The organism is Stutzerimonas frequens (genome assembly GCF_024448335.1).
GTDB classification, from domain to species: domain Bacteria; phylum Pseudomonadota; class Gammaproteobacteria; order Pseudomonadales; family Pseudomonadaceae; genus Stutzerimonas; species Stutzerimonas frequens.
Genome location: NZ_JAMOHM010000001.1, coordinates 301,337 through 325,594, shown reverse-complemented (window position 1 = coordinate 325,594; position 24,258 = coordinate 301,337). Strand labels below are relative to the sequence as shown.

Below are 24,258 nucleotides of genomic sequence, written 5' to 3'. Positions count from 1 at the left end.
GGTTTCAGGGCCGGGGTCGGGCAACTGCGCTGCGAGCGCCGATCAGGTTGCCGGCAGCCGGTAGGGTTATGACCCCGCCCGGCCGAAGACGATTCACCGTTGGTCGGCCTTCGCCAGCATGTCGCGCACGCGCTTGGCCAGCGCGTCCAGGTTGAAGGGCTTGCTGATCATGTCCATTCCCGGTTCGAGGAAGTCCGAACTGGCCGCCTGCCTGGCATAACCGGTCATGAACAGGACCGGCAGGCCGGCGCGTTGCTGCCGTGCGATATCCGCCAGCTGGCGCCCGTTCATTCCCGGCAGGCCGACATCGGTCACCAGCAGGTCGATGTCGGGCGTGTTTTCCAGGATGCGCACCGCGGCGTTGCCATCCGCCGCTTCCAGGGCCTGGTAGCCGAGCATCTGCAACACGTCGAGAACCAGCAGACGCACGGCGGGATCGTCTTCGACCACCAGTACCGTCTCGCCCTGCCGGGCGCGCAGCGGGCCATGCACCTCGCTGGTCAGCGGTATCGCCTCGGGCTGGCTGTCGAAGACCGGCAGATAGAGGCTCACCTGGGTTCCCTTGCCCGGTTCGCTGGCGATCTGAACGTGCCCGCCTGCCTGGCGGGTGAAGCCGTAGACCATGGACAGGCCCAGCCCGGTGCCCTGGCCGATCGGCTTGGTGGTGAAGAAAGGCTCGAAGACGCTGGCCAGGACCTTGGCGCTCATGCCGCAGCCGCTGTCGGTCAGGCTCAGGATGACGTAGCGTCCCGGCGCCAGTTCACCTACCTCGCTCTGCTGTCGAAGCTCGACGTTGCGCGTCTCGAGCAGCAGGGAGCCGCCGTCGGGCATCGCGTCGCGAGCGTTGATGACCAGGTTGAGCAGCGCGCTCTCCAGCTGGTTCTCGTCGCTCGAGACCGGCCACAGACCGGCTTGCAGCTGGTTGCTGATGCGGATATGGCTGCCCAGGGTGCGGCTCAGCAGATCGTGCATCGACTCGATCAGCTGGTTGAGTTCGACGCACTTGAGATTCAGCGGCTGCCGACGCGCGAAGGCCAGCAGACGATGGGTCAGTGCCGCGGCGCGGTTGGCCGAGGTCACCGCGGCGTCGATGAAGCGCTGGGTTTCATCATGGCGGCCGGACTGGATATAGCGCTGGATCAGGTCGAGGCCGCCGATGATCCCGGTCAGCATGTTATTGAAGTCGTGGGCGATGCCGCCGGTCAGCTGGCCGACCGCTTCCATCTTCTGCGCCTGACGCAGCGCTTCCTGAGCCTGTTCGCGGCTGGCCATTTCCTTGAGCAACCGCTCATAGACTTCGGCCAGCGCCTGGGTGCGCTCCTGAATGCGGCTTTCCAGAGTCTCGTTCAGTTCGCGCAGGGCCTGCTCGGCGCGCCATCGTTCGGTGACATCCAGCGCCATGACGAAAAAACCTAGCACCTTGCCCTGGCTGTCTCGACGCGGCAGATAGTGCACCAGCATACGTCGCGGCTGCCCGTCGCGATGCGGACTGTAGGCTTCGAATACCACTTCCTGGCCGGCCAGCGCGGCCCCGATATAGTCACGTCGCGCGGCATAGCCCTGCTCACCGAGCACTTCGCGAACGGACTTGCCCCGCAGCCATTCGGTCGAATGGCCGAACCAGTCCTTGTAGTAGCGATTGTTGAAGCGGAAGCACTCGTTGTTATCGACATAGCCGATCAGCACCGGCAGGGCATCGGTGATCTTCTTCAGCTCGGCTTCGCTCTGGCGCAGTGCATCCTCGCTGGCCTGCTGGCGGCTGATGTCCATTACCGCGCCGGGAAAGCGCTGCGGTTGGCCGTGCTCGTCGCAATGCCGACGACCGCGCGCGAGGGCCCAGCGCACGGTGCCGTCGGGGCTGCGCAGGCGATAGCGCACCTCGAGCTCTTCGCGGCCGTCGATACATCGCGACAGCGCGGCCTGCAGGCGCGGTATGTCGTCCGGATGAACGTGCTCGAAGAATGCCTGATGGCGCAGCCCGGTCGGTCCCGAGCGCTCGACCGGCGCAATGCGCAGCAGCTCGGCATGGTCCGGAATGCCACCGCTACGGATGTCCCAATCCCAGATCCCGACCAGGTCACTGGCCTCCAGCGCCAGCTGCAGGCGGTGCTCGCTGATCCGGTGTACTTCGGCACTGAGCTTGTAGTGCAGGGCGGTCTGCGATAGCCGAGTTTCGGTGCGCACGCGTTCGCTGGTTTCGCTCAGGCACAGCAGCAATCCGCCAATGCCGTGCGGCTGGTTGCGTATCGGGCTCAGTGCCAGGTCGAACCAGGCCTCGACCCGCTGGCCGTCGCGCTCGACCGCCAGCTGCTGGTTGCGCAGCGTTCGCGGCTCGCCGCGACGGGCTCTGTCGCATGCCGGGGCGAGCAGCTCCCAGGTCGCGCCCCAGCGCCGGCAGGCCGGCATGCCCAGTTCGGCCGGGTGGCGGTCGCCGATAAGCCGGGCATGGGCGTCGTTGTACAACTGCAGCGCCTGGTCGCCCCAGAGGATGCACATGGGCAGCGGCGCTTCGAGGATGGTGTCGAGAAGCAACCGCAGCGTCTGCGGCCAGCTATCGAGCGGGCCGAGCACGCTTTCTTTCCAGGCATGCCGGCGAATGCGCTCGCTCATCTCGCTTTGACTGTGGGGCCAGAACTCGGCGCCTACTGCTGCCATGTCACTTCCTATCGATCATCCGTGGCTTTTGAACCGCGAACGCCGGGTCTCGACGACCGGCGTTCGCTGTTTCGATGTTGCTCGGCCCTAACTCATCCTGAGTCGGTTCTGCCGGCGGCAATTGTTGCGTAGTGTAAGGCTTCTGGCTGGCCCACGGCAGAGCCAGCCGTCACGCCAGGGGGCCGGTCAGGCTGCTTGCCAGGTCGCGATAATCCTCGACGGCGGCGAACTCCTCGGTGTCCTTCGGCGCGCGGCGGCTGTCCGGCTCGCGCACCGCGAGCAGATGGGCGATGCCGAAACGCCGGGCACTGCGCAAGATTGGCAGGCTATCGTCGATGAACAGGGCACGGGACGGGTCGAACTCCAGATCCTGGCGCAGCGCATACCAGAACTGCGCTTCCTCTTTCGGGTAGCCATAGTCGTGGGAGCTGATCAGGCGGTCGAACCAGGGCGCCAGTTCGATTTTTTCCAGCTTCAGCGACAACGAGTCGCGGTGGGCGTTGGTGATCAGCACCACGCGCTTGCCGGCTTGGCGCAGTGCGGCGAGAAACTCGTCGGCGCTGGGCCGGAGGGCGATCAGCTCGGCGATCTCGCGCTTCATCTCGCGGATCGGCAGGTTCAGCTCGCGCGACCAGTAATCCAGGCAATACCAGGTGAGCTTGCCGACGTGTTCGTTGAACAGCGGCGCCAGCTCCAGCTCGGCCATGGCGCGGCTGATGCCGTGCAGCTCGGCGTAGCGTTGCGGCAAGAGCTCGAGCCAGAAGTGATTGTCGAAGTGAAGATCCAGCAGGGTGCCGTCCATGTCGAGCAGGACGGTGTCGATGTCGGGCCAGGGCAGGGTGGCGGTCATGGGCGGGCTCGGGTCGGCGAAGGGGATGAACAGGGCGTTCAGCTGGTCGCAAAGCATTCGCGGCCAGCGCGGGAACACGGGTTATGATAGCCGCTCGCGTTTCCAGGAGTTTCCCATGCGCCAGAAACCCACCGTGCTAGCTCGTGAAATCGTTGCCAGCAGCCGCCTGTTCCGCGTCGAGGAATTGCAATTGCGCTTTTCCAACGGCGTGGAGCGTACCTACGAGCGCCTTGTCGGAAAGGGCAGCGGCTACGGCGCGGTGATGATCGTGGCGCTGGCCGACGCCGAGAACGCGCTGCTGGTCGAAGAGTATTGCGGCGGGACCGACCGCTACGAGCTGTCGCTGCCCAAGGGGCTGATCGAGCCGGGCGAGGACGTGCTGGAGGCGGCCAACCGCGAGCTGAAGGAGGAGGCCGGCTTCGGCGCCCGGCGCCTGGAGCTGCTCACCGAACTGTCGCTGTCACCCGGCTACATGAGCCAGAAGATCCAGGTCGTGCTGGCCCGCGATCTCTATCCAGAGCGGCTGCCAGGCGACGAACCGGAGCCGATGCGGCTCGACAAGGTCAGCCTGCACGAGCTGTCCAGCCTGGTACAGCATCCACAGTTCAGCGAAGGCCGCGCACTGGCGGCGCTCTATCTGGCGCGTGATCTGCTGACCCAGCGCGGGGAGTTCGGCCAATGAGTCATCCTTATCTTTCGACGGTGATCGATCTGGTGCGCCAGGCCGGTGAGGTGATCCTGCCGCACTGGCGCAGCGAGCTGGAGGTGCAGGCCAAGGCCGACCAGTCACCAGTGACGGCGGCGGACATGGCTGCACATCATGTGTTGCTCGATGGCCTCAAGGCGCTCGACGGCAGCATCCCGGTGCTTTCCGAGGAGGACTGCGAGGTGCCCCTGGCCGAGCGTGCCGGCTGGACGCGCTGGTGGCTGGTCGACCCGCTGGACGGCACCAAGGAGTTCATCGCCGGCAGCGCGGAATTCACCGTCAATGTGGCGCTGATCGAACAGGGCGAGGTGCGCTTCGGCGTGGTCGGCATTCCGGCATCCGGGCGCTGCTACTACGGCGGCAAGGATTTCGGCGCCTGGCGCAGTGAGGCCGATGGCGCGGCGCAGCCCTTGCGCGTGCGCCAGCACCCCGCGGGAGCCTTCACCGTCGTCGCCAGTCGGCGGCACAGCAGCCCGGCGCAGGAGCAGCTGCTGAACAGCATGCGCGAGCGCTTCGGGGAGCTGGCGTTGGCCAATGTCGGCAGCTCGCTGAAGTTCTGCCTGCTCGCCGAAGGCTCGGCCGATTGCTATCCAAGGCTGGCGCCAACCTCGCAATGGGACACCGCAGCGGCACAGGGCGTGCTGGAAGGCGCCGGTGGCGAAGTGCTGGAGGTGGGAGGTGCGCCGTTGCGCTACGAGGCGCGGGAAAGCTATCTGAATCCGTCGTTCCTGGCACTGCCGGTCGGCGTCGACTGGCGCGAGATGCTGATCGAGCTGGCCGGCCGCGACTGATCGCGCGAGCCGGGCGCGCGATCGACAGGGTATATGCTGCGCCGCCCTGGCGCAGCCGATCACTTGTGCAGTACGAACTGCCCGGTGAAGCGCACGGCATCGCGACCGTCGGCGGCGAGGATGCGGCTGTGCAGCTCCAGGCGCGAGCGCCCGCGCCGACGATAGATCGCCTCGAAACGCTCCCAGGCCTCGGGGCTCGGTGCCGAGCAGATGGCCATGGCGTCGTCGACCACCGGCAGGGGGTATTCGATCTTGCCTTCGTGGATGACGATGTGCCCGTCCTCGATACCGGCTTCGCGCAGGCGCAGATGCAGCCAACCCCAGCCCGCCAGCACGGCAGCGCAGTAGAGGCTGCCGCCGAACATGCTGCTCTTGTGATTGATGTTCGGCTGCAGCGGCACCTGCAGGCGCAGCTCGTGGTTTTCCCAGCGCTCGACACGCAGCCCCAGCGAGCGGGTCAGCGGAATGTCGTGATGGAGGATGGCTTCCAGGTAGCGGCTATCGCGGCTCATGCCGGGTAGATTCCTAAACGTTGCGAAGATACAGACAGACGCCAAGCATGACTCCTGAGTCACGCTTTGGCCAGTCCGTTCAGGCATCAGGCCGGGGCCGCCAGATCCGCTGCGCTCCTGGCCCTGCGCGTGCCCCGGGCCGGTGCCGTGGCGGTTGACGGTGACGTTCGCTGGTGCGCCGCTAGCCGTTGGTCTTGCTGCGATAGGCGCAGTAACCGGGGCGCGGTCCGATGCGCGGGTGGTTGCGGCAGGTATCCGGACGCTTGGCATAGACCGTGCAAAGACGTGTCTTGCGGTCCAGGTAGAGGCAGTCGCCATTGGTCAGGCGCGTCAGCGTGAAGATCTCGTGCTTGTGGTTGAAGTGCTCGACGATGCCGGCCTTGCTCAGACGCTTGGCGATGTTCTTCGCCGGCTCGTCGCGCTCGAAGGCATCCACCAGCTCCAGGCGGATCAGGTCATCGATGCGCACCTCCACCGGCAGGGTGCAGCAGGTCGCATGGCAGTCGCGGCACAGGCCGGCGCTGTAGCGCACCCAGGTTTCCAGGCGTTCCGGGTCGGCGGAGGCGATCAGTCTTGTCTTCACGGGAGGTCTTTCGGTGCGGTTGGGCGCGCGGATCATAACGGCTCGCGCGCCAATTACCAGTGCCTTCCGGCGCTGGCCACCGGACAGGCGGTAGCGCAGATGTAAAGGAAACCTGTAACCCTTTTCGGAAACGCCGAATCAGAGGTGAACGGGCGCGGCTGCCGTGAGTCCCTCTTGTGTGTCTTCGCTAACCGAGGTCTGTCCATGACGCAGGAATCAGCCACTGTCACCGCCGAAGAAGTCGCCGCTTTTCGTGAGCGGGTTTTGCGCAAGCTCACCTACTCGGTGGGCAAGGATCCGGAGAACGCTTCCGACTATGACTGGTTCCATGCGGTCGCCCTTGCCACCCGCGACAGCACCATCGATCGCTGGATGGACTGCACGCGCGAGGCCTATACCGGCGGGCAGAAGCGGGTCTACTACCTTTCGCTCGAGTTCCTGATCGGTCGTCTGCTGGTCGACAGCCTGAGCAACCTGGGCCTGTTCGATGTGGCGCGCGAGGCGCTGGCCGGGCTGGATGTGGACATCGATCGCATCCGTCTGCTGGAGCCGGACGCGGCGCTCGGCAACGGCGGCCTCGGGCGGCTCGCGGCCTGTTTCATGGAGAGCATGGCGACCCTTGGTGTGGTCTCCCACGGCTATGGCATTCGCTATGACCACGGCCTGTTTCGCCAGGCGATCGTCGACGGCTGGCAGCACGAGCAAACCGAGACCTGGCTGGATTTCGGCAATCCCTGGGAGTTCGAGCGCTCAGAGGTCAAGTACCTGATCGGCTTCGGCGGCAGCGTCACGGCGACCACCAACGAGCAGGGCGAGGTCCAGCATTTCTGGCACTGGGCCGAGGGCGTGCGGGCGATCGCCTACGACACGCCCATCGTCGGCTGGCGCGGTGCCGGGGTGAATACGCTGCGCCTGTGGCGCGCGCGGCCGGAAGCGGACTTCCACCTGGCGCGCTTCAATGCTGGTGACCACATCGGCGCCGCGGCGGAAGAGGCCCGCGCCGAGAGCATCTCGCGGGTGCTCTATCCGGCCGATAGCACCGAGGCCGGTCAGGAGCTGCGTCTGCGCCAGGAGTACTTCTTCGTCGCCGCCTCGCTGCAGGATCTGCTGCGCCGCCATCTCAAGCAGCGCGGCTCGCTGGATAGCCTGCCCGACTACACCTCGATCCAGCTCAACGACACCCATCCGGCGATTGCCGTGGCCGAGCTGATGCGGCTGCTGGTCGATGTGCACAGCTACGAATGGCGGCATGCCTGGCGGCTGACCACCGCCACCCTGTCCTACACCAACCACACCCTGCTGCCCGAGGCCTTGGAGACCTGGCCGGTGGGGCTGATGGAGCGCCTACTGCCACGGCATATGCAGATCATCTATCTGATCAATGCCTACCACCTGGACAACCTGCGCGAGCGCGGCATCCACGACGCCGAGCTGCTGCGCTCGGTGTCGCTGATCGAGGAGGAGCACGGCCGGCGGGTGCGCATGGGCAACCTGGCCTTCCTCGGTTCGCACAGCACCAACGGCGTGTCCGGTCTGCATACGCAGCTGATGCGCAAGACCGTGTTCACCGACCTGCATCGCCTCTATCCGCAGCGGATCAACAGCAAGACCAATGGCATCACCTTCCGCCGCTGGCTCTATCAGGCCAATCCGCAGCTGACCCAGTTGCTGGTGGAGCATCTCGGTGAGGAAGTCCTCGACGAGCCGGAAACCCGTCTGCGCCAGCTCGAGCCCTATGCCGAACAGGCGGCCTTCCGCCAGCGCTTCGCCGAACAACGGCTGGCCAACAAGCGCCATCTGGCCAACGTGATCCAGGAACGGCTGGGCATCAGTGTCGATCCGAACGCGCTGTTCGACGTGCATGTCAAACGCATCCACGAGTACAAGCGCCAGCTGCTCAACCTGCTGCACACCGTGGCGCTGTACCAGGCCATTCGCTCCGATCCGGGCGGCAACTGGGTGCCGCGGGTGAAGATCTTCGCCGGCAAGGCGGCCGCCAGCTATCACCAGGCCAAGCTGATCATCAAGCTGACCAACGACATCGCCAACACCATCAACGCCGACCCGACCGTGCGCGGGCTGCTCAAGGTGGTGTTCCTGCCCAATTACAACGTCAGCCTGGCCGAGGACATCATTCCCGCGGCGGACCTGTCCGAGCAGATTTCCACCGCCGGGCTCGAGGCTTCCGGCACCAGCAACATGAAGTTTGCCCTCAACGGTGCGCTGACCATCGGCACCCTCGACGGCGCCAACGTGGAGATGAGCGAGCAGATCGGCCTGGAGCACATGTTCATCTTCGGGCTCACCGCGCAGGAGGTGAATGCGCGCAAGCAGGCCAACGAATACAACGCCGAAGCCATCATCGCCGCTTCGCCGCGGCTGGCCGAGGTGCTTTCGGCCATTCGCGGCGGTGCCTTCTCGCCGGGTGACGCCGGGCGCTATACCGGCCTTGTTGATGGCATCAGCTGGCACGATACCTTTATGGTCTGCGCCGATTTCGAGGCCTACTGGCAGGCCCAGCTGGAGGTCGAGGAGCGCTGGCGCGATCCGGCCCGCTGGTGGCGTTCCTCGGTGCTCAATACCGCGCGCACGGGCTGGTTCTCGTCCGATCGCACCATCCGCGAGTACGCCCTGGAAATCTGGAAAGTGATGTGACGGCAGGCCCGCCGGCGCTTTTTCGCTGGCGGGCAGCCGGAACCTGCGGGGCGTTGCGCTCGTGCTGGCAATCTGCTCGCCGCTGCGCTGAACTCTGCGGGGGGCGAACCGGTCTGAGGGGAGTTAGTTTTCCTACGGCCTGCTAAACTGCGCGGGTTTATCCTTCCTCCGGAGTCATTTCCATGTCACGCGTAACCCTCAGTCGCTTCCTCATCGAGCAGACTCGCAGCAACAACACCCCGGCGGATCTGCGCTTTCTCATCGAGGTCGTGGCGCGTGCGTGCAAGGCGATCAGCCATCAGGTCTCCAAGGGCGCGCTGGGCGGCGTACTAGGCAGTGCCGGTAGCGAGAACGTGCAGGGCGAAGTGCAGAAGAAGCTCGATGTGCTCTCCAACGAAATCCTGCTGGAAGCCAATGAGTGGGGCGGCCACCTGGCCGGCATGGCGTCCGAGGAAATGGATAACGCCTACCAGATTCCCGGCAAGTACCCGAAGGGCGCCTATCTGCTGGTCTTCGACCCGCTGGACGGTTCCAGCAACATCGACGTGAACGTCTCGGTAGGCACCATATTCTCCGTGCTGCGCTGCCCGGATGCCTGCTTCAGCCAGAACGACGCTCTCGGCGAGGAAGCCTTCCTGCAGCCGGGCACCAAACAGGTCGCCGCCGGTTACGCCATCTACGGTCCACAGACCATGCTGGTGCTGACCCTCGGCCATGGCGTCATGGGCTTTACCCTCGACCGCGAGCTGGGCAGCTTCGTGCTCACCCATGAGAACCTCAGCGTGCCGCAGAGCACCGCCGAGTTCGCCATCAACATGTCCAACCAGCGCCACTGGGAAGAACCGGTCAAGCGCTACGTCAGCGAGCTGCTGGCCGGCAAGGAAGGCCCGCTGGGCAAGAACTACAACATGCGCTGGATCGCCTCGATGGTCGCCGACGTGCACCGTATCCTCACCCGTGGCGGCATCTTCATGTACCCGCGCGACGCCCGCGAGCCGGACAAGGCTGGCAAGTTGCGCCTGATGTACGAGGCCAACCCGATGTCGATGATCATCGAACAGGCCGGCGGTGCCGCCACCACCGGTTCCCAGCGCATCCTCGAGATTCAGCCGGATTCCCTGCACCAGCGCGTGCCGGTGTTCCTCGGCTCGAAGGAAGAAGTCGAGCGCGTCACCGGCTACCACCAGGGCTGACCGGTGCAGGCGCCCTGGCAGGACTTGCTCCACTGGTGGTTCGGCCAGGGCACCAGCGCAAGCGAGATCGCGGCTGAAAAGCAGCGCCTCTGGTTCGGTTACCGTCCAGAGCAGGATGCCGAGGCCCGCGAACGCTTCGGTGCACTGGTCGAACAGGCGCTGAACGGAGAGCTGGAGGACTGGGCCGAACTGCCCGAGGGCTGGCTGGCCTTGGTACTGCTGCTCGACCAGCTGCCACGCATGATCCACCGCGACACCCCGCGGGCCTTCGCCGGCGATGAGCGCGCACAGCAGTTGGTCCGCGATGGTTTGGCCCATGGCGGCGACATGCTGCTCTCGCCGATCCAGCGGGTATTCATCTATCTGGTGCTGGAACACGCGGAGAACCTGGCGGTGCAGGATCTGGCTGTGGCGCACTTCACGGCCCTGCGCGACATCGCTGCCGAGCACGAGCAGGTGCTGTTCGCCGGCTTTCTCGACTATGCCGAGCGCCATCGGGACGTCATCTCCCGCTTCGGCCGCTTCCCGCATCGCAACGCCATTCTCGGACGTCGCAGCAGCGACGCCGAACGATCATTCCTGCAGCAGCCGGGTTCGTCGTTCTAGCGTGCCGCCGTCGTAGCGCTGCAGAAACCTCGCTCGGCAATGCTGAACTTAAAAAGAAGCAAGGAGCTCGATATGTCATTGCGTACCCCATTGCTGATTGTCTGCACGGCTCTGCTGGCCGCCTGCAGCCCGATCACCCAGGAGAACTTCGCCAAGCTCAAGCCCGGCATGGAGCGGGTGGAGGTGGAGAAGCTGCTCGGCAAGCCTTCGGAATGCGCCGGCGCGCTGGGCATGTCCAGCTGTACCTGGGGTGAGAAGAACCGCTTCATCAGCGTCCAGTTCGCCGGCGACAAGGTGATGATGTTTTCCGGCAAGGGGCTGCAATAACCGCTGATGCAACCCTGGAGATATCCGATGCGTGCAAGTGTCGCCCTGCTGTGCTTGATGATGCTGTTGAGTGGCTGCGTGGGAGGCGGGCGTGAACGGCCGCCGGAAACCGTGGGCGAGGTGAATCTCGAGCGCTACCAGGGCACCTGGTACGAGCTAGCACGCCTGCCGATGTTCTTTCAGCGTGACTGCCTGCGCTCCGAAGCGCACTACCAATTGAAGGACGACGGTCATGTCGCGGTGACCAATCGCTGCGAGACGGAAGATGGCGAATGGCAGGAAGCAAAGGGTGAGGCGGTACCGCAGGAGGCAGGGCGCACCGATCGACTATGGGTGCGCTTCGATAACTGGTTCAGCCGGCTGTTCCCCGATCTGACCAAGGGACACTACTGGGTGCTCTACCTCGACGAGGGCTACAACACCGCGCTGGTCGGCAGCCCCGACCGCAAGTACCTCTGGCTGCTTGCGCGCGACGCCGAGGTCGACCAGGCGACGCGGGAGCGCCTGCTCAGCGAGGCCGAACGCAGGGGCTACGACACCTCCGAGTTGATCTGGCGGCGATGAGCGTTCAGCGCTCGGCGCCGCTCACTGCCATTGCAGGCGCGCCAGCTGCCAGTTGCCGTTCTCCTGTCGCCATTCCAGTCTGACCTGATAGTGCCCGGCCTGCTGCGGCAACAGCGCCTCGGCGCCGGTCAGCGCGACCTGCGCCTCGGTATAGCCGCGGTCCGGGTAAGTCGCATCGACCCAGCTGCGCTGGCTCAGGGCGATCACCCGGACGTTGCGGTGGCGCAGGAACATCAGCGTTGCCGTGCGCCGCGCCCATTCCTGATCGTACTGTCGCTGGGCCTGGAAATCGGCGTGCAGCAGCGCCATCAGCTCCCCGGTCTGCTTGCTCTCCAGGCTCGTCTGCAGCTGTTCTGCCGCGCGCTGCAGCGCCGCCTGCGGATCGTCCCGTCCGCAGCCGACAAGTGCCAGCAGTACCGCCAGCGCCGCTATTTTCCATGCTGACATGCTCAACTCCCCGAACCTCGCTATGATGCCGCAAACGTCATGCGGGCCGGCCGGCCCGCCGCAGATCAGGAGTGTGCCATGCAGCCCTTGTATCCGGAGATCAAACCCTACGCCCGGCACGAGCTGGCGGTGGAAGAACCGCATGTGCTCTATGTCGACGAGAGTGGATCGCCGGACGGCCTGCCGGTGCTGTTCGTCCACGGCGGCCCCGGCGGTGGTTGCGACGCCATCAGCCGGCGCTTCTTCGATCCGACCCTGTACCGCATCATCACCTTCGACCAACGCGGTTGTGGTCGCTCGACACCGCATGCCAGCCTGGAGAACAACACCACCGCGCACCTGATCGCCGACATTCAGCGCATCCGCGAGCATCTGGGTATCGACAAGTGGGTGCTGTTCGGTGGCTCCTGGGGCTCGACGCTGTCGCTGGCCTACGCCCAGGCCTTCCCCGAACACGTGCACGCGCTGATCCTGCGTGGCATCTTCCTCTGCCGGCCCGATGACCTGTCCTGGTTCTATCAGGAAGGCGCCAGCCGGTTGTTCCCTGATTACTGGCAGGATTTCCTCGCGCCGATTCCGCCCGAGGAGCGCGACGATCTGATGCAGGCGTTCTACCGCCGGCTCACCGGCAGCGACCAGATCGCCCAGATGCATGCGGCCAAGGCCTGGTCATGCTGGGAAGGCCGCACGGCGACACTGCGACCCAACCCCAACGTCGTCGAGCGCTTCGCCGATCCGCACCGGGCACTGTCGATGGCGCGCATCGAGTGCCATTACTTCGTCAACCACGCCTTCCTTGAACCTGATCAGCTGCTACGCGACATGCCGAAGATCGCCCACCTGCCAGGCATCATCGTGCATGGCCGCTACGATGCGATCTGCCCGCTGGACAACGCCTGGGCACTGCACCAGGCCTGGCCCAACAGCGAGCTGCAGATCATCCGCGATGCCGGGCACTCGGCGGCGGAAGTCGGTATCACCGATGCGCTGGTCCGTGCCACCGGTGAGATCGCCCACCGCCTGCTCGACCTGCCGCCGGCGGATGCCGAATGAAGGGGCTGATCCAGCGCGTTCGCCAGGCGCGGGTCGAGGTGGCTGGCGAGGTGGTCGGCGCCATCGATCAGGGTTTGCTGGTGCTGGTCGGTGTCGAGCGTGAAGACGATCAGGCGCGCGCCGACAAGCTGCTGCACAAGCTGCTCAACTACCGGGTGTTCAGCGACGAGCAGGGCAAGATGAACCGGTCGCTGAAGGACATCGGCGGCGGCCTGCTGCTGGTTTCGCAGTTCACCTTGGCCGCCGACACCCGCAGCGGCCTGCGCCCGAGTTTTTCCAGCGCGGCGCCACCTGCGCAAGGCGAGGCGCTGTACGACTATCTGCTGGCGCAGGCGCGCGACCAGCATCCCCTGGTTGCCTGTGGGCGCTTCGGTGCGGAGATGCAGGTACATCTGGTCAACGACGGCCCGGTGACCTTTCTCCTCGAAAGCTGAGCTTCAGTGGCGCATCGGTTCCAGATCGTTGTCGCGCAACCAGGTAATAGCGTATTCGCGTAGCTGTACGGTCTGGTAGCGCAGCCAGGCCTCCCTGACGTCGGGGAAGTCCTCCAGCTTGAAATCGAAGGTGCGTAGCGGCTTGCGCCCCTTGAGCGCATTGCTGAGCACCGCATGGGCGATGGGATCGTGCTGGGTGAACAGGAAGGCCTCACGCATGGCGATCGATTGCGCGAGATCCAGTGGTTCGATGTGCAGGTAGCGGTCCTCCTTGACGTCATACTTCTCCATGGCCCCGGGAGGAGGATCACCGGGAAAGATCGCGCGAATTTCGCCGCTTTCCAGATCCAGGTAGTACTCGGCGATGTCGCGTCCGTCCAGAGCATATTCCAGACGGTGCATGTCGATGGTCAGTGGTCGCATGGCAAGAACGGCTCTTTTAGGGATTCGTTGGAATGTCGAGGCCGCGGCGCAGGCGCGCCGAGGCGTGAGCAGTCCCAATCTCTGACTCCCTCGTACCGGGTGGGTGCGTTACGTTCATCGGCGTGCAGCTGGCACCGGTCGCTTTCGATCGAAACGATCCCAGGGTCAGAACAGCCGTGCCAGCAATGCGGCGACCGCCGTTTCCACACGCAGGATGCGATCACCCAGCTGCACCGGCTGCAGGCCGGCGGCGGCGAGCTTGTCCACCTCGTAGGGAATCCAGCCGCCTTCCGGACCGATCGCCAGGATGACTGGCTCGCTGAGCGCGCGAGGGCAGGGCGGGAAATCACCAGGGTGGCCGACCAGGCCGCAGGTGCCTACCGCCAGCTGCGGCAGGCGGTCTTCGACGAAAGGCTTGAAACGCTTTTCGATGACGACCTCGGGCAGCACGGTATCGCGCGCCTGTTCGAGGCCGAGGATCAGCTGCTCGCGAATGGCGGACGGTTCGAGGAAGGGCGTCTGCCAGAAGCTCTTTTCCACTCGGTAGCTGTTGAGCACGACCAGTTTTGGCACGCCCATGGCGGCGACGGTCTGCAGCACCCGGCGCAGCATCTTGGGTCGTGGCAGCGCCAGCAGCAGGGTCACCGGCAGCTTGGCCGGCGGTGGTTGATCGAAGCTCACCTGCAGCTCGGCCTCGGTGGCGTCCAGGCGCAGCAACTGGCCGCTGCCGATATTGCCGCCAACCAGGCCAACCTTCAGGTGCTCGCCAGCCTCGGCACGATGTACCTCGCGCATGTGGGTCAGGCGGCGGTCGCGCAGCAGGACCCGGTCACCGGCGATGAAGTCGGCCGGTTCGAGCAGCAACAGGTTCACGGGCGCGGCGCGGGCGGCTGGTCGCTGGCTTCCGCTTCGTCGTCCTCGGCGTCGCCGCGGAAGGGCTCCTCACGCTTCTTGACCATGCTGCCGCAAATCACGCCGGCTTCGAACAGCAGCCACATGGGCACGGCCAGCAGGGTCTGCGAAAACACATCCGGTGGCGTCAGTACCATGCCAATGGCGAAGCAGCCGACGATCACGTACGGGCGGCTCTTGCGCAGGGTTTCCACATCGACGATGCCGACCCAAATCAGCAGGAAGGTCGCCACCGGAATCTCGAAGGCCACGCCGAAGGCGAAGAACAGGGTGAGCACGAAGTCCAGGTACTGGCCGATGTCGGTCATCATCGACACGCCCTCAGGCGTCACGCTGGCGAAGAAGCCGAACATGATCGGGAACACGACGAAATAGGCGAAGGCCATGCCGGCGTAGAACAGGAAGATGCTCGACACCAGCAGCGGCACGGCGATGCGCTTCTCGTGCTTGTACAGACCGGGGGCGATGAAACCCCAGATCTGATGCAGGATGATCGGCATGGAGAGGAACAGCGCGACCATCAGGGTCAGCTTGAACGGCGTCAGGAACGGCGAGGCGACGCCGGTGGCGATCATCGTCGCGCCTTCGGGCAGATAGGCCCGCAGCGGCGCGGCGACCAGCGCGTAGATCTGTTGCGAGAAGTAGAACAGCCCGGCGAAGAGCAGGGCGATGGCGACCACGCAACGCAGCAGGCGCTTGCGCAGCTCGGTCAGGTGCGCGACCAGCGGCATTTCCTGGTCGTCGATGGAAGGCTTGCTCATGGTTCGGATGGTCTGTCGGAGCGAAGGGGCTGAGCGGTCTCGGTGCCAGGAGCGGGTGGGTTCGCAGCGGGCGTCAGCGTATCGCTGGAACTACTGCTTGCTGTGCTCGCGGCCTGGCCGGCGCCGTCTGCGGACGTCGGCGGGGTTGTGGCGGTCGGACTGCTGGAGGGCGACGGCGGCATGATGCTCTGCTTCATCTCCCGCTCCAGATCGAGGATGCGCTCGTTGTGCAGTTGCCGGCGGATCTCGTCGGCACCGATCTCGCGCTCCACCTCGGCCTTGATGTTGCTGAAGCTGCGTTTCAGCCGGCCAACCCACAGTCCCGTGGTGCGAACCGCACCGGGCAGGCGTTCCGGACCGAGCACCATCAATGCCACCAGGCCGACCAATAGCAGTTCGGTGAAACCGATATCGAACATCAGGACGTGCTCACATCAATAGGGAGAGCGGCCGGGCAGCGAAGGTCGCCGCTCGGCCGCATGGAACGTATCACTGGTCTTTCTTGGTCGGTTCTTCGACCTTGCGCGCCTGTGCGTCAATGGTCTGGTTCTGCTTGTCCTCGACGCCGGGCTTCTCCTCGTCGGTGCCCATGGATTTGCGGAAGCCCTTGATCGCATCACCGAGGTCGGAGCCCAGGCCCTTGAGGCGCTTGGTGCCGAACAGCATGATGACGATGAGCAGGATGATCAGTAGTTGCCAGACGCTGATGCCGCCAAAACCCATGGTGATATCTCCGATGTGAATCAGGTTTGCGGACGCGCGGCTTTTTCCGCGTGTCCGGAGAGACCGAAGCGTCGATCCAGTTCATCCAGCACGGCCTGCGGGTGCTGGCCGAGAGCGGCGAGCATGACCAGGCTGTGGAACCAGAGATCGGCGGTTTCGTAAATCAGGTCGCTGGAGTCGCCACTGACGGCGGCATCCTTGGCGGCGAGGATGGTTTCCACCGACTCCTCACCAACCTTCTCGAGAATCTTGTTCAGGCCCTTGTGGTACAGGCTGGCCACGTACGAACTGTCCGGCGCCGCGCCCTTGCGGGCCTCCAGCACCTCGGCCAGGCGGGTGAGGGTGTCACTCATGCTTGTGCTCCGCGTAGATGGCGTGCGGGTCCTTGAGAACCGGCTCGACGACTTTCCAGGCACCGTTTTCGAACACGCGGTAGAAGCAGCTTTCGCGCCCGGTGTGACAGGCGATGCCGCCGATCTGCTCGACCATCAGGATGATCACGTCGGCGTCACAGTCCAGGCGCAGCTCGTGCAGCTGCTGCACATGTCCGGACTCCTCGCCCTTGCGCCACAGCCGGTTGCGCGAACGCGACCAGTAGATGGCGCGGTTTTCCTGCGCGGTCAGCGCCAGGGCTTCGCGATTCATCCAGGCCATCATCAGCACGCGGCCGGTCTTGTGGTCCTGGGCGATCGCCGGCACCAGACCGTCGGCGTTCCAGTTGATTTCGTCCAGCCAGTTCATCGGATTCTCCGCTCAATGGGCCAAGTGTGCCAGCCTGCACCAGGGATGGCTATCGGCGCACCACGATGAAGACGCCGGCCACCAGCATCACCCATGCCGGCCAGGCGGTTAAGGCGGTCAGGCTGTCCGCGCTGGCTGCCAGGGTCGCGCCGCTGCCGAGCAATACCGCACCGATCAGCCGCAGCGGCCAGCCGTGGTGACGCTCGCGCCAGGGCGGCGGTGGGTTGTTCGCATGCGGGTGCGCCATCCGTTCGAGCAGCTCGCGGGTCATGTTGGCCAGGTGCGGCAGCTGTTCGATCTGCGCGTGCACGTTCTTGATCAGCTGCTTGGGGCTCATGCGCTCGCGCATCCAGCGCTCGAGATAGGGCTGGCCAGTGCTCCAGAGGTCGAGATCCGGGTACAGCTCGCGGCCGAGGCCTTCGATGTTGAGCAGGGTCTTCTGCAGCAATACCAGCTGTGGCTGCACTTCCATGTTGAAGCGCCGCGCCACCTGGAACAGGCGCACCAGCAGCTGGCCGAAGGAGATGTCCTTCAGCGGCTTCTCGAAGATCGGCTCGCAGACGGTACGGATCGCCGCCTCGAACTCGTTGACCTTGGTTTCCGCCGGTACCCAACCCGAGTCGATGTGTAGCTGGGCGACCTTGCGGTAGTCGCGTTTGAAGAAGGCCATCAGGTTGCGCGCCAGGTAGTCCTGGTCCTCGGGCGTCAGGCTGCCGACGATGCCGAAGTCCACCGCGATGTACTGCGGGCTCCAGGGCTGGTGGGTGCTGACGAAGATGTTGCCGGGGTGCATGTCGGCATGGAAGAAACTGTCGCGGAACACCTGGGTGAAGAAGATCTCCACGCCGCGTTCGGCCAGCTGGCGCATGTCGGTGTTCTGCCGCGCCAGCCCGGCCATGTCCGTCACCGGTACGCCGTAGATGCGCTCCATCACCAGCACCTGCGGGCGGCAGTAGTCCCAGTACACCTGCGGCACGTAAAGCAGCGCCGAGCCCTCGAAATTGCGCTTGAGCTGGCTGGCGTTGGCCGCTTCGCGCAGCAGGTCGAGCTCGTCGTAGATGGTCTTGGCGTAGTCGTCGACCACTTCCACCAGGTGCAGGCGGCGCGCGTCGATGGAGATGCGCTCGGCGGTATTGGCCAGCATGAACAGCCAGGCCAGGTCCTGGCTGATGATCGGCCGAAGGTTCGGGCGCACCACCTTGACCACCACTTCCTCGCCGGACCGCAGCTTGGCCGCATGCACCTGCGCCACCGAAGCGGAGGCCAGCGGCTTGCTGTCGAAACGGGCGAAGATCTCGCCTACCGGCGCACCCAGCTGGCGCTCGATGAGTGCCGTGGCAACGGCTGAATCGAAGGGCGGCACGCGGTCCTGCAGCATCGCCAGCTCTTCGGCGATATCCAGCGGCAGCAGATCGCGGCGGGTGGAGAGGATCTGCCCGAACTTGATGAAGATCGGCCCGAGTCCTTCCAACGCCAGGCGCAGGCGAGCGCCGCGCGACAGCTCGCTGCGCCGCCGCGGGATCCAGCGCCAGGGCAGCAGGTAGCTGGTGGCGCGCAGCCACCAGGGCATCGGCAGGTCGAGAATGATGTCATCGAGGCGGTAGCGGATCACCACCAGCAGGATGCGAAACAGGCGGCGGGCGGCGGCGAACAGCTTCATTCGGGGCGATCTGGATTCAGGTTGAGGGCGAGGCGCTCGATGCGGGCTTCGAGTCGGTCGAGGGCAAGTTTCATGTCATCCAGCTCGTCGAAACGCGCCTGGGCTTCGGCCTGGCCGACCAGCGTGCGTGACTCTTCGCTGAGATAGTCGGCCAGATCCTGGCGCAGCGAGCCGGCGCTGTCGCGCAGCCAGTCCAGCGGGTTGCGCAGGCTGGAGCCGAGCAGCTGTGCGCCGACCGGGCCGAGCCAGCGGGAAATTTCGTATTCCCAGTCCAGCTCCAGATCCTGCAGCACCTCCGCGAGGTTCATCAGCAAGCCGCTGTCGCCCTCGATCTCGACGTCCGGACCATGCAGCACCGCGGTCTTGTTGCGGCTGACGGCCAGGCGCAGCAGGCTGCTCGCCGGCGCGCGCAGCTGGCAGTCGGCGTCGCTACCCCAGGTGCCGGCCAGACGCAGTCCTTCATCGTCGGCGAGAACGAACAGGCGCCAGGCCGGCGCCGTGCAGTCGATCTCGATGATTCGGCCGCTCAGGCGTGCCAGTCGCGGCAATGCCGTGGGATCCAGGCGCAAGACGCGATTGATGCCACGCTCGGCACCGGCCAGCAGGGCAGCGCGCAACATCAGGGTTTGATGCCGCGGTGCAGGGCGACGATGCCGCCGGTCATGTTGTGATAGCTGACGCGCTCGAAACCGGCGGTCTCCATCATGCCTTTGAGGGTTTCCTGATCCGGGTGCATGCGGATCGACTCGGCCAGGTAGCGATAGCTGTCGGCGTCGTTGGTGATCAGCTTGCCCATCATCGGCAGCAGGCTGAACGAGTAGGCGTCGTAGGCCTTGGAAAACAGCTGGTTGGTCGGCTTGGAGAATTCCAGCACCAGTAGCCGGCCGCCCGGCTTCAGGACGCGCAGCATCGACGCGATGGCGTCTTCCTTGTGGGTGACGTTGCGCAGGCCGAAGGCGATGGTCACCACATCGAAATAGTTGTCCGGGAAGGGCAGCTTCTCGGCATCGGCCTGAACGAACCTGACATTGCCGGCCACACCCTTGTCCAGCAGCTTGTCGCGGCCGACCTTGAGCATCGAGGCATTGATATCGGCCAGCACCACTTCGCCGGTGGGTCCGACGATGCGCGAGAACTGCCGTGTCAGGTCGCCGGTGCCGCCGGCGATGTCGAGGATGCGATTGCCGTGGCGGGCGCCGGACAGCTCGATGGTGAAGCGCTTCCACAGCCGATGCACGCCGCCCGACATCAGGTCGTTCATCAGGTCGTACTTGGCGGCCACGGAGTGGAACACCTCGGCCACCTTCTGCGCCTTCTGGCTTTCCGGCACGTTCTTGTAGCCGAAATGGGTGGTCGGTTCTGCGTCATGCGCTTTGCGAGGGTCGGTCATGTCACTTTCGCCGGGAAGAATGTGCCCGGCATTCTAAACCTAAAAAGCCGGCTGATAAGCGTCGAGCTGCCGACGGCTGGCAAAAGGACTAGCGGCGACATGTCGCAGTTCGCCGTGTCATGGCGCGGGCTGTGGCTGCCCGGTGTGGGTGCGAGCGCTATGGCCGTTGGCGGCAGGGTATTGACCGGCCGCGCCGTCTGTCGGCGCTTTGCTATAGTGCGCGCCTTTTCGGGCAGCCAGGAGTCGTCATGGCCCAGATCATCGTCGAACGTTCCCACAATCTCGGCCGCGAGGCCGCGCGTGAAAAGGCCGACGAACTGGCCGCGCGATTGGCTCGCGAGTTCGGCGTGAGCTGCCAATGGCAGGGCGATGTGCTGGCGGTCAGGCGCAGCGGTGCGGACGGGCGCATCGAAGTCTACGAGGACAGCGTCAAGGTGCTGCTCAACCTCGGTCTGCTGCTCTCGGCCATGGGCAGCAGTATCCAGGGCCAGATCGAGCGGGCACTGGACAAGGCGCTGGCCTGAGGCAGCTGGCCTTCAGCCTATCGGTCGCAATAAGGTGCGCGGAACGTAGGGTGGCTGTCGATTTTTACATCCGCGGCCGCGGAGCATCGACGCTGTTCGGTGGATCGATGAAGCGTGATCCACCCTACGGTTTCCCTTTCAGAGCATCAGCTTGACCACCGACTCATCGGGGTCGCGGGACTTGCCGGCGGCCGCCAGTGCCGCGAGATAGGCGTCCCATAGCGCCTGCTGATTCAGCGCCAGGCGTTCGAGGTAGTCCCAGGTGTAGAGGCCGCTGTCGTGGCCGTCGCTGAAGGTCAGCTTCAGGGCGTACTGGCCGGCCGGCTCGATCTGCTCCAGCGCGACCTTCAGCTTGCCGGTCTGCAGCACCGGGTTGCCGTGGCCCTGGACTTCCGCCGATGGCGAATGCACGCGCAGGAACTCGGCGGGCAGCACGTAGCGCTCGTCGGCGCCGTATTCCAGTTCCAGCGTTCTGGACGCCTTGTGCAGTTTGATTGCAGTGGGGATGCGCATGCGACGCTCCGGAAAAATCGGCCGTGGCAATGGCCACGGCCGTGACGGTCAGAGAATGTAGCGCGACAGGTCTTCGTCCTGAGCCAGTTCGCCGAGGTGCTCGTTGACGTAGGCGGCGTCGATGCGGATTGGTTCGCCCTGCTGCTTGCCGGCCAGGTCGGCGGCGCTGAAGGAGACCTCCTCCAGCAGGCGCTCGAGCAGGGTGTGCAGGCGCCGGGCACCGATGTTCTCGGTCTTCTCGTTGACCTGCCAGGCGATCTCGGCGATGCGCTTGATGCCGTCCTCGAGAAACTCGATGTGCAGCCCTTCGGTCTTCAGCAGCTCGCGGTACTGCTCGGTGAGCGCCGCATGCGGCTCGGTGAGGATGCGCTCGAAATCCTGCGGTGACAGCGCCTTGAGCTCCACGCGGATCGGCAGGCGACCCTGCAGTTCCGGCACCAGGTCGCTGGGCTTGGACAGGTGGAAGGCGCCGGAGGCGATGAAGAGGATATGGTCGGTCTTGACCATGCCCAGCTTGGTATTGACCGTGCTGCCCTCGATCAGCGGCAGCAGATCACGCTGCACCCCTTCGCGGGAAACGTCGGCGCCACCGGTGTTGCCGCGCTTGGCGACCTTGTCGATCTCGTCGATGAAAACGATGCCGTTCTGCTCCACCGCCTCCAGGGCACGGGCCTTGAGGTCTTCTTCGTTGACCAGGCGCGCGGCTTCCTCGTCGCGAATGAGCTTGAAGGCTTCCTTGATCTTCAGCTTGCGGCTCTTCTTCTTGCCCTTGCCCATATTGGCGAAGAGGTTCTGCAGCTGGTTGGTCATTTCCTCCATGCCGGGCGGGGCCATGATTTCCACCCCGGCCGGGCTCTCGGCGACCTCGATGTCGATTTCCTTGTCGTCCAGCTGGCCTTCGCGCAGGCGCTTGCGGAACAGCTGACGGGTGTTGGAATCACCGCTCTGCACCGGTTCCTCGGAGAAGCCCACCGGCCGGGCCGGCGGCAGCAGCGCATCGAGAATGCGTTCTTCGGCGGCGTCTTCGGCGCGGTGGCGCATCTTGTGCACCTCCTGCTCGCGCAGCATCTTCAGCGCCGCGTCGGCCAGGTCGCGGATGATCGACTCGACGTCGCGGCCGACATAGCCGACCTCGGTGAACTTGGTCGCTTCCACCTTCAGGAATGGTGCGTTGGCCAGCTTGGCCAGGCGGCGGGCAATTTCGGTCTTGCCGACGCCGGTGGGGCCGATCATCAGGATGTTCTTCGGCGTGACTTCCTGGCGCAGCTCGGCCGGCAGCTGCATGCGCCGCCAGCGGTTGCGCAGGGCGATGGCCACGGCGCGCTTGGCGTCGTCCTGGCCGATGATGTGGCGGTTGAGTTCGTGGACGATCTCGCGGGGCGTCATGGACATGGTGCGGTACTCCGGAACGACAGGCGATCAGATCGCGCTGTCGAGCTCCTCGATGGTCAGGTTCTGATTTGTGAACACGCAGATGCTGCCGGCGATGTTCAGCGCCGTCTCGGCGATTTCCTGGGCCGACATGTCGGCGCCGGCCTTGAGCAGCAGGGCCTTGGCCGCGGCCTGGGCGAAGCCGCCGCCGGAGCCCATGGCGATCAGATCGTCTTCGGGCTGCACCACATCGCCGTTGCCGGTGATGATCAGCGAGGCGTCCTTGTTGGCCACGGCGAGCATGGCTTCCAGGCGGCTCAGGGAGCGGTCGGTGCGCCAGTCCTTGGCCAGCTCGACGGCGGCGCGCACCAGATGGCCCTGGTGCTTCTCCAGTTGACCTTCGAAGCGCTCGAAGAGGGTAAAGGCATCGGCGGTGGCGCCGGCGAAGCCGGCCAGGACCTGGCCGTGATAGAGACGGCGGACCTTCTTGGCGTTGCCTTTCATGACGGTGTTGCCGAGGGAAACCTGGCCGTCGCCGCCCATGACGACTTTGCCGTTGCGGCGCACTGAAACGATGGTGGTCAAGGGAAAATCTCCACACTGCGGGGCGATGAATGCCCGAATGCGGTTGATATGGGGGACTGCTGCCGGCTTTTCAACAGCTGTCGGCGAGGTTCACCTGCAATCGCGGTTCTGCGCGAGGCGCTCAGTCAGGCCGGGGTGGTTCGCTGCGTTGCGGGCGACGGGGCTGGCGCGGCACGTCGCCGGCGACCGCGGCTGCGGTCATCTTGCGCAGCCCGACCGGAATCGACTTGGCCGCCGGCACCTCGCCAGCTTGTCCGTTTACGACGGGCCGAGGCCGGAATGTTCACGGCCCTTTGTCACCAGGCGGTGCGATTCACTCCATGGCGAAGCCGTGCTGGCGCCAGGCCTCGTACACCGCGACGGCCACGGTGTTGGACAGGTTCAGGCTGCGGCTGTCGTGACGCATCGGCAGGCGCAAGCGCTGCTCGTTGGGCAGGGCATCGCGGATCTCTGGCGGCAGGCCGCGGCTTTCGGGGCCGAACAGCAGGGCGTCGCCGCGCCGGTAACGCACCTCGTGGAAGGGCTGCGAGCCCTTGGTGGTGAAGGCGAACAACCGCGGGCCGTCCGGGTTGGCGGCGTCGATGCCGATCCGCGCGAGGCAGCTCGGCAGGTCGGCGTGGCGCTCCAGCGTGGCATATTCGTGATAATCCAGGCCGGCACGGCGCAGGCGTTTGTCGTCCAGCTCGTAACCCAGCGGCTCGATCAGGTGCAGGTGGCAGCCGGTATTGGCGCAGAGCCTGATAATGTTGCCGGTATTGGGCGGTATTTCCGGTTGGAACAGGATCACGTGAAACATGCGCAGCACCGAGGTTGAGGATCGGCGGCATTCTACCGGGGAGCAGGATCCGATGCCGCGGCTGCGGCGGCGCTTTTTCGGCTCGCTGGTGCTGATCGGTCTGCTGATCGGGCTGATGATCGGCCGGCTTACCGCGCCGGGGCCGGTGCAACTAGAACTGGTGCAGGTGCAGCCGCAAGGCCTTTCGCTGCAGTTCGACCGCGAGCCCGAGGTGTATGACGAGCACCTCGAAGGGGCGTTCGCCCTGTTGTTCCAGGCCGATGGTGAGCCGCAGTCCGGGCAGCTGCAGATCGACGGCATGCCGGTGGCCTGGCGCGTGCAGCAGACCGAGAAGGGCCTGCTGTTGCATCTGGTGGCGGCGCGGCGGCTGCAGGGGCAGTGGCAGGGCGCGCGCGGCGACGGCGGCTGGCAGGTGCAGGTCAGCGTGTCGCCCTGGCGGCCATGATGGATTCGCACATGGCTGGTGCGTCAGAAAGAAGAACC

At 65.2% G+C, this 24,258-nt stretch carries 30 protein-coding genes; 11 read left to right on the top strand and 19 right to left on the bottom strand.

Going from position 1 to position 24,258, the window contains the following annotated elements; genetic code table 11:
• Nucleotides 1–93 precede the first annotated feature (93 nt).
• Both NAO55_RS01580 and yrfG read right to left on the bottom strand, forming a co-directional pair.
• The gene (locus NAO55_RS01580) at nt 94–2,655 is read right to left on the bottom strand and encodes a hybrid sensor histidine kinase/response regulator (RefSeq protein WP_102839425.1); all 2,562 of its coding nucleotides are present in this window, start codon (nt 2,653–2,655) and stop codon (nt 94–96) included.
• Nucleotides 2,656–2,824: 169 nt separating this feature from the next.
• Complete coding sequence (yrfG, locus tag NAO55_RS01575) at nt 2,825–3,505, bottom strand: GMP/IMP nucleotidase (protein ID WP_063541668.1); 681 nt, start codon at nt 3,503–3,505, stop codon at nt 2,825–2,827.
• Between the two features lie 115 nt (nt 3,506–3,620).
• Between yrfG and nudE the strand changes: the two genes are divergently transcribed.
• Together nudE and cysQ are read left to right on the top strand one after the other, a co-directional pair.
• On the top strand, nt 3,621–4,187 hold the full coding sequence (gene nudE / locus NAO55_RS01570; RefSeq protein ID WP_102839426.1) for an ADP compounds hydrolase NudE: 567 nt from the start codon (nt 3,621–3,623) through the stop codon (nt 4,185–4,187).
• Complete coding sequence (gene cysQ, locus NAO55_RS01565) at nt 4,184–5,002, top strand: 3'(2'),5'-bisphosphate nucleotidase CysQ (protein WP_102839427.1); 819 nt, start codon at nt 4,184–4,186, stop codon at nt 5,000–5,002. Before nudE ends, cysQ begins: the two co-directional genes overlap by 4 nt.
• 59 nt (nt 5,003–5,061) lie before the next feature.
• On the opposite strand, the gene NAO55_RS01560 is transcribed toward cysQ, so the two are convergent.
• Together NAO55_RS01560 and NAO55_RS01555 are read right to left on the bottom strand one after the other, a co-directional pair.
• Nucleotides 5,062–5,514: a thioesterase domain-containing protein gene (locus tag NAO55_RS01560; RefSeq protein WP_020306830.1), complete on the bottom strand. Its 453-nt coding sequence runs from the start codon at nt 5,512–5,514 to the stop codon at nt 5,062–5,064.
• Nucleotides 5,515–5,695: 181 nt separating this feature from the next.
• Entirely contained in the window at nt 5,696–6,097 is a 402-nt protein-coding gene (locus NAO55_RS01555; RefSeq protein WP_020306829.1) for a YkgJ family cysteine cluster protein, read from the bottom strand.
• A gap of 204 nt (nt 6,098–6,301) precedes the next feature.
• On the opposite strand from NAO55_RS01555, the gene NAO55_RS01550 reads away from it, so the two are divergent.
• The 5 genes from NAO55_RS01550 to NAO55_RS01530 all read left to right on the top strand — a co-directional run bounded on the left by NAO55_RS01550 (nt 6,302) and on the right by NAO55_RS01530 (nt 11,442).
• The gene (locus NAO55_RS01550) at nt 6,302–8,752 is read left to right on the top strand and encodes a glycogen/starch/alpha-glucan phosphorylase (RefSeq protein ID WP_102839428.1); all 2,451 of its coding nucleotides are present in this window, start codon (nt 6,302–6,304) and stop codon (nt 8,750–8,752) included.
• Between the two features lie 182 nt (nt 8,753–8,934).
• On the top strand, nt 8,935–9,945 hold the full coding sequence (locus tag NAO55_RS01545) for a class 1 fructose-bisphosphatase (RefSeq protein WP_063541628.1): 1,011 nt from the start codon (nt 8,935–8,937) through the stop codon (nt 9,943–9,945).
• A gap of 3 nt (nt 9,946–9,948) precedes the next feature.
• A complete protein-coding gene (locus NAO55_RS01540; RefSeq protein WP_102839429.1) occupies nt 9,949–10,551 on the top strand; it encodes a DUF924 family protein in 603 nt (200 codons plus the stop codon).
• Nucleotides 10,552–10,623: 72 nt separating this feature from the next.
• Nucleotides 10,624–10,878 carry an outer membrane protein assembly factor BamE domain-containing protein gene (gene bamE / locus NAO55_RS01535; protein ID WP_063541632.1) on the top strand — a complete coding sequence of 85 codons (255 nt, stop codon included), beginning with the start codon at nt 10,624–10,626 and terminating at the stop codon, nt 10,876–10,878.
• Nucleotides 10,879–10,905: 27 nt separating this feature from the next.
• Nucleotides 10,906–11,442 carry a lipocalin family protein gene (locus NAO55_RS01530; protein ID WP_102839430.1) on the top strand — a complete coding sequence of 179 codons (537 nt, stop codon included), beginning with the start codon at nt 10,906–10,908 and terminating at the stop codon, nt 11,440–11,442.
• Between the two features lie 21 nt (nt 11,443–11,463).
• Here NAO55_RS01530 and NAO55_RS01525 read toward each other — a convergent pair whose 3' ends face one another.
• Nucleotides 11,464–11,889, bottom strand: a complete 426-nt coding sequence (locus tag NAO55_RS01525; RefSeq protein ID WP_102839431.1) for a hypothetical protein — start codon at nt 11,887–11,889, stop codon at nt 11,464–11,466.
• 78 nt (nt 11,890–11,967) lie between these two features.
• Between NAO55_RS01525 and pip the strand changes: the two genes are divergently transcribed.
• Both pip and dtd read left to right on the top strand, forming a co-directional pair.
• Nucleotides 11,968–12,942 carry a prolyl aminopeptidase gene (gene pip / locus NAO55_RS01520; RefSeq protein ID WP_102839432.1) on the top strand — a complete coding sequence of 325 codons (975 nt, stop codon included), beginning with the start codon at nt 11,968–11,970 and terminating at the stop codon, nt 12,940–12,942.
• Entirely contained in the window at nt 12,939–13,376 is a 438-nt protein-coding gene (gene dtd / locus NAO55_RS01515) for a D-aminoacyl-tRNA deacylase (RefSeq protein ID WP_102839433.1), read from the top strand. The genes pip and dtd overlap by 4 nt, the downstream gene beginning before the upstream one ends.
• Before the next feature lie 3 nt (nt 13,377–13,379).
• Here the strand turns inward: dtd and NAO55_RS01510 are convergent, their stop codons facing one another.
• From NAO55_RS01510 to ubiE, 10 genes are all read right to left on the bottom strand, one after another.
• Nucleotides 13,380–13,799: a UPF0158 family protein gene (locus NAO55_RS01510; RefSeq protein WP_102839434.1), complete on the bottom strand. Its 420-nt coding sequence runs from the start codon at nt 13,797–13,799 to the stop codon at nt 13,380–13,382.
• Between the two features lie 165 nt (nt 13,800–13,964).
• On the bottom strand, nt 13,965–14,672 hold the full coding sequence (locus NAO55_RS01505; RefSeq protein WP_102839435.1) for a 16S rRNA (uracil(1498)-N(3))-methyltransferase: 708 nt from the start codon (nt 14,670–14,672) through the stop codon (nt 13,965–13,967).
• Nucleotides 14,669–15,472 (bottom strand): twin-arginine translocase subunit TatC, encoded by an 804-nt coding sequence (gene tatC, locus NAO55_RS01500; protein ID WP_102839436.1) that lies wholly within the window; start codon nt 15,470–15,472, stop codon nt 14,669–14,671. Before tatC ends, NAO55_RS01505 begins: the two co-directional genes overlap by 4 nt.
• The gene (gene tatB / locus NAO55_RS01495; RefSeq protein WP_102839437.1) at nt 15,469–15,891 is read right to left on the bottom strand and encodes a Sec-independent protein translocase protein TatB; all 423 of its coding nucleotides are present in this window, start codon (nt 15,889–15,891) and stop codon (nt 15,469–15,471) included. The genes tatC and tatB overlap by 4 nt, the downstream gene beginning before the upstream one ends.
• Before the next feature lie 70 nt (nt 15,892–15,961).
• Nucleotides 15,962–16,195, bottom strand: coding sequence for a twin-arginine translocase TatA/TatE family subunit (gene tatA, locus NAO55_RS01490; RefSeq protein ID WP_003303029.1), 234 nt, complete (start codon nt 16,193–16,195; stop codon nt 15,962–15,964).
• A gap of 20 nt (nt 16,196–16,215) precedes the next feature.
• Entirely contained in the window at nt 16,216–16,548 is a 333-nt protein-coding gene (locus NAO55_RS01485) for a phosphoribosyl-ATP diphosphatase (RefSeq protein ID WP_011911574.1), read from the bottom strand.
• Complete coding sequence (gene hisI / locus NAO55_RS01480; RefSeq protein WP_023447081.1) at nt 16,541–16,936, bottom strand: phosphoribosyl-AMP cyclohydrolase; 396 nt, start codon at nt 16,934–16,936, stop codon at nt 16,541–16,543. Before hisI ends, NAO55_RS01485 begins: the two co-directional genes overlap by 8 nt.
• A 49-nt stretch (nt 16,937–16,985) precedes the next feature.
• Nucleotides 16,986–18,596, bottom strand: coding sequence for a ubiquinone biosynthesis regulatory protein kinase UbiB (gene ubiB / locus NAO55_RS01475; protein ID WP_102839438.1), 1,611 nt, complete (start codon nt 18,594–18,596; stop codon nt 16,986–16,988).
• Nucleotides 18,593–19,216, bottom strand: a complete 624-nt coding sequence (locus tag NAO55_RS01470) for a ubiquinone biosynthesis accessory factor UbiJ (protein ID WP_102839439.1) — start codon at nt 19,214–19,216, stop codon at nt 18,593–18,595. Before NAO55_RS01470 ends, ubiB begins: the two co-directional genes overlap by 4 nt.
• Nucleotides 19,216–19,986, bottom strand: a complete 771-nt coding sequence (gene ubiE, locus NAO55_RS01465; protein WP_063541658.1) for a bifunctional demethylmenaquinone methyltransferase/2-methoxy-6-polyprenyl-1,4-benzoquinol methylase UbiE — start codon at nt 19,984–19,986, stop codon at nt 19,216–19,218. Before ubiE ends, NAO55_RS01470 begins: the two co-directional genes overlap by 1 nt.
• Before the next feature lie 248 nt (nt 19,987–20,234).
• Between ubiE and NAO55_RS01460 the strand changes: the two genes are divergently transcribed.
• Nucleotides 20,235–20,510, top strand: a complete 276-nt coding sequence (locus tag NAO55_RS01460; RefSeq protein ID WP_063539450.1) for a polyhydroxyalkanoic acid system family protein — start codon at nt 20,235–20,237, stop codon at nt 20,508–20,510.
• Between the two features lie 138 nt (nt 20,511–20,648).
• Here the strand turns inward: NAO55_RS01460 and NAO55_RS01455 are convergent, their stop codons facing one another.
• From NAO55_RS01455 to NAO55_RS01440, 4 genes are all read right to left on the bottom strand, one after another.
• A complete protein-coding gene (locus NAO55_RS01455) occupies nt 20,649–21,023 on the bottom strand; it encodes a gamma-butyrobetaine hydroxylase family protein (protein WP_011911581.1) in 375 nt (124 codons plus the stop codon).
• A 48-nt stretch (nt 21,024–21,071) separates the two neighbouring features.
• Nucleotides 21,072–22,415 (bottom strand): ATP-dependent protease ATPase subunit HslU, encoded by a 1,344-nt coding sequence (gene hslU, locus NAO55_RS01450; RefSeq protein WP_063539452.1) that lies wholly within the window; start codon nt 22,413–22,415, stop codon nt 21,072–21,074.
• 27 nt (nt 22,416–22,442) lie between these two features.
• Entirely contained in the window at nt 22,443–22,979 is a 537-nt protein-coding gene (gene hslV, locus NAO55_RS01445; protein ID WP_014821912.1) for an ATP-dependent protease subunit HslV, read from the bottom strand.
• A 313-nt stretch (nt 22,980–23,292) separates the two neighbouring features.
• A complete protein-coding gene (locus NAO55_RS01440) occupies nt 23,293–23,775 on the bottom strand; it encodes a tRNA (cytidine(34)-2'-O)-methyltransferase (protein ID WP_102839440.1) in 483 nt (160 codons plus the stop codon).
• On the opposite strand from NAO55_RS01440, the gene NAO55_RS01435 reads away from it, so the two are divergent.
• Complete coding sequence (locus NAO55_RS01435; RefSeq protein ID WP_102839441.1) at nt 23,774–24,220, top strand: hypothetical protein; 447 nt, start codon at nt 23,774–23,776, stop codon at nt 24,218–24,220. The genes NAO55_RS01440 and NAO55_RS01435 overlap by 2 nt on opposite strands.
• Nucleotides 24,221–24,258: the final 38 nt, after the last annotated feature.

Excerpts from the sequence above, each read along its gene's own strand:
- NAO55_RS01580 (WP_102839425.1), bottom strand. The coding sequence starts at position 2,655 with ATGGCAGCAGTAGGCGCCGAGTTCTGGCCCCACAGTCAAAGCGAGATG.
- yrfG (WP_063541668.1), bottom strand. The coding sequence starts at position 3,505 with ATGACCGCCACCCTGCCCTGGCCCGACATCGACACCGTCCTGCTCGAC.
- nudE (WP_102839426.1), top strand. The coding sequence starts at position 3,621 with ATGCGCCAGAAACCCACCGTGCTAGCTCGTGAAATCGTTGCCAGCAGC.
- cysQ (WP_102839427.1), top strand. The coding sequence starts at position 4,184 with ATGAGTCATCCTTATCTTTCGACGGTGATCGATCTGGTGCGCCAGGCC.
- NAO55_RS01560 (WP_020306830.1), bottom strand. The coding sequence starts at position 5,514 with ATGAGCCGCGATAGCCGCTACCTGGAAGCCATCCTCCATCACGACATT.
- NAO55_RS01550 (WP_102839428.1), top strand. The coding sequence starts at position 6,302 with ATGACGCAGGAATCAGCCACTGTCACCGCCGAAGAAGTCGCCGCTTTT.
- NAO55_RS01545 (WP_063541628.1), top strand. The coding sequence starts at position 8,935 with ATGTCACGCGTAACCCTCAGTCGCTTCCTCATCGAGCAGACTCGCAGC.
- bamE (WP_063541632.1), top strand. The coding sequence starts at position 10,624 with ATGTCATTGCGTACCCCATTGCTGATTGTCTGCACGGCTCTGCTGGCC.
- NAO55_RS01530 (WP_102839430.1), top strand. The coding sequence starts at position 10,906 with ATGCGTGCAAGTGTCGCCCTGCTGTGCTTGATGATGCTGTTGAGTGGC.
- NAO55_RS01525 (WP_102839431.1), bottom strand. The coding sequence starts at position 11,889 with ATGTCAGCATGGAAAATAGCGGCGCTGGCGGTACTGCTGGCACTTGTC.
- pip (WP_102839432.1), top strand. The coding sequence starts at position 11,968 with ATGCAGCCCTTGTATCCGGAGATCAAACCCTACGCCCGGCACGAGCTG.
- dtd (WP_102839433.1), top strand. The coding sequence starts at position 12,939 with ATGAAGGGGCTGATCCAGCGCGTTCGCCAGGCGCGGGTCGAGGTGGCT.
- NAO55_RS01510 (WP_102839434.1), bottom strand. The coding sequence starts at position 13,799 with ATGCGACCACTGACCATCGACATGCACCGTCTGGAATATGCTCTGGAC.
- tatC (WP_102839436.1), bottom strand. The coding sequence starts at position 15,472 with ATGAGCAAGCCTTCCATCGACGACCAGGAAATGCCGCTGGTCGCGCAC.
- tatB (WP_102839437.1), bottom strand. The coding sequence starts at position 15,891 with ATGTTCGATATCGGTTTCACCGAACTGCTATTGGTCGGCCTGGTGGCA.
- tatA (WP_003303029.1), bottom strand. The coding sequence starts at position 16,195 with ATGGGTTTTGGCGGCATCAGCGTCTGGCAACTACTGATCATCCTGCTC.
- NAO55_RS01485 (WP_011911574.1), bottom strand. The coding sequence starts at position 16,548 with ATGAGTGACACCCTCACCCGCCTGGCCGAGGTGCTGGAGGCCCGCAAG.
- hisI (WP_023447081.1), bottom strand. The coding sequence starts at position 16,936 with ATGAACTGGCTGGACGAAATCAACTGGAACGCCGACGGTCTGGTGCCG.
- ubiB (WP_102839438.1), bottom strand. The coding sequence starts at position 18,596 with ATGAAGCTGTTCGCCGCCGCCCGCCGCCTGTTTCGCATCCTGCTGGTG.
- NAO55_RS01470 (WP_102839439.1), bottom strand. The coding sequence starts at position 19,216 with ATGTTGCGCGCTGCCCTGCTGGCCGGTGCCGAGCGTGGCATCAATCGC.
- ubiE (WP_063541658.1), bottom strand. The coding sequence starts at position 19,986 with ATGACCGACCCTCGCAAAGCGCATGACGCAGAACCGACCACCCATTTC.
- NAO55_RS01460 (WP_063539450.1), top strand. The coding sequence starts at position 20,235 with ATGGCCCAGATCATCGTCGAACGTTCCCACAATCTCGGCCGCGAGGCC.
- NAO55_RS01455 (WP_011911581.1), bottom strand. The coding sequence starts at position 21,023 with ATGCGCATCCCCACTGCAATCAAACTGCACAAGGCGTCCAGAACGCTG.
- hslU (WP_063539452.1), bottom strand. The coding sequence starts at position 22,415 with ATGTCCATGACGCCCCGCGAGATCGTCCACGAACTCAACCGCCACATC.
- NAO55_RS01435 (WP_102839441.1), top strand. The coding sequence starts at position 23,774 with ATGCGCAGCACCGAGGTTGAGGATCGGCGGCATTCTACCGGGGAGCAG.
- NAO55_RS01440 (WP_102839440.1), bottom strand. The coding sequence starts at position 23,775 with ATGTTTCACGTGATCCTGTTCCAACCGGAAATACCGCCCAATACCGGC.